General features: G+C 66.5%; 1 protein-coding gene. It reads right to left on the bottom strand.

Features of this window, described 5'->3' with window-relative positions; all coding sequences use genetic code 11:
* Positions 1–1,904: condensation domain-containing protein (locus tag ACIQTP_RS46955; RefSeq protein ID WP_403412384.1), on the bottom strand; the 1,904-nt coding region annotated here is incomplete at its 3' end.
* Positions 1,905–2,038: the final 134 nt, after the last annotated feature.

Here is a 2,038-nt window from a genome sequence, read left to right as displayed (position 1 = left end):
GCATGCTCGACCACCACACCCTTCGGCCGCCCCGTCGAACCCGACGTATAAATCACATACGCCGGATGAGCAGAAACCACCGAAGACAAACGATCGGCGTCAACGAGATCAGACGTACCCGATCCGCAGAGCGCGCGCACAACCTCAGCATCGTCGAGCAACACGCGAGGTACGCCAAGGCCCTCGCCCTCGGGCAGATCCGGCGACGTTTCGGTATTGGTGATCACCAGAACCGGCTCGGCATCGGCGAGCACGTAGGCAATGCGGTCCGCCGGATAGTCCGGGTCCACCGGCACGTATCCCGCACCGCTCTTCAACACCGCGAGCAACGCGACGACGAGGTCGGCCGACCTCGGCAGAGCCACGGCGACAAGCCGCTCCGGGCCGGCCCCGTACCCCACCAGCTGGCGGGCCAAGCGATTCGCCCGGTCGTTCAGTTCGGCGTAGCTGAGCTCAACTCCGCCACTCACCACGGCAAGGGCGTCCGGAGTGCGCGCCACCTGTGCCTCGAACATGTCCGGCAGCAGCACATCTGGAACCTCACGCGTCGTGTCATTCCACTCCGCCAACACCCGATGCCGCTCCTCGGCACCGATCAGGTCGACGTGTCCCACGGCACGATCGAGTCCGGTGGCGATCGCTTCCAACGTCCGTACCAGCCGGGATCCCAGTTGTTCCACCGTGGTCCGGCCGAAGAGGTCGGGGCGGTAGTCGAGCCGCAGCCGGATCCCCTCTCCGGGCATCACGATCAGGCTGAGGGGGTAGTGCGTGCTGTTCCGCCCCTCCAGCCGTTCCACTCGTAACGTCTCGGTGGAATCCGCGGCCGCCGGCGATGCACTGACGGGGTAGTTCTCGAACACGACGACCGTGTCGAAGAGTTCCTTGGCGGGGGTGAGGCTGTGGATGTCGGTGAGCTTGAGGTGCTGGTGGGCGAGGAGGGCGCTCTGCTCGTCCTGGAGTCGTACCAGCGCCTCCCGCAAGACCTCCGCCGGCTTCAGACGCACGCGCACCGGGACGGTGTTGATGAACAGGCCGACCATCGACTCGATCCCGGGGATCTGCGCCGGCCTCCCTGAGACGGTCGCGCCGAACACCACGTCGTCCTGACCGGTCATGTGCCCCAGCAGCACCGCCCACGCCTGCTGGACCACCGTGTTCAGCGTCACCCCACAGCTCCGCGTCGCAGTGGTCAGCGCAGCGGTCAGCTCCTCGGGCAGACGCACGGTGACCCGATCCGGAGCCACCGCCACACCGTCGGCCCGCACCGGAGCCAGCCGCGTGGCCTCCTCGACACCGGCCAGGGACTGCCGCCACGCCTCCTCGGCCGCACCACGGTCCTGACCCGCGACCCAGGCCAGATAGTTCCGGTAGGGGGTCACCGGAGCCAGGCTCCCTTCGTGACCGCCCTGCGCGTACGCCGTCATCAGCTCGCGCATCAGCACCGGCAGGGACCAGCCGTCCAGCAGCAGGTGATGACTTGTGAACTCCAGCCGGTACTGGTGGTGGCCAAGCCGGATGAGCGTGAACCGGAGCAGTGGCGGAGCGGTCAGGTCGAAGCGCCGCGCCCGGTCCTGCTCAAGCCACTCCTCGACCGCAGCCTCCTGAGCGGCCGACGCCATTCCCGTGAAATCGACTTCCTCCCAGGGAAGTTCGACCTTACGGGGAATCACCTGGACCGGCTGCCGCAGACCCTCGTGAACAAAGCCGGCCCGGAGGTTCGCGTGCCGCTGCAGGACGACGCGGGCCGATGCCTTGAGCGCCTCCACATTCAGCGGGCCTTCTACGAGGAAAGACATCTGCGTCGTGTAGACGTCCAGCGCCTGCTCGTCATACAGGGCGTGGAAGAGCAGGCCTTCCTGCAGAGGAGCCAAGGGAAGAATGTCTTCCAATTCGTTGCGCTTCACTTGTCGTTCCTCCACAGCTGCTCAAGTTGATCAATTTCAGCCTGGTTGAGGGAGACCAGGGGCAGGTCGGAAGGCGTGTAACCACCCGCGTCGGAGCCGGCCGCGTGACGCGTGAACGCCTCCAACGCCCCCAC

The organism is Streptomyces sp. NPDC090798 (assembly GCF_044768965.1).
Classification (GTDB): domain Bacteria; phylum Actinomycetota; class Actinomycetes; order Streptomycetales; family Streptomycetaceae; genus Streptomyces.
Note: the sequence above shows the minus strand (reverse complement) of the source record. Positions and strands in the feature narration are given on the sequence as shown.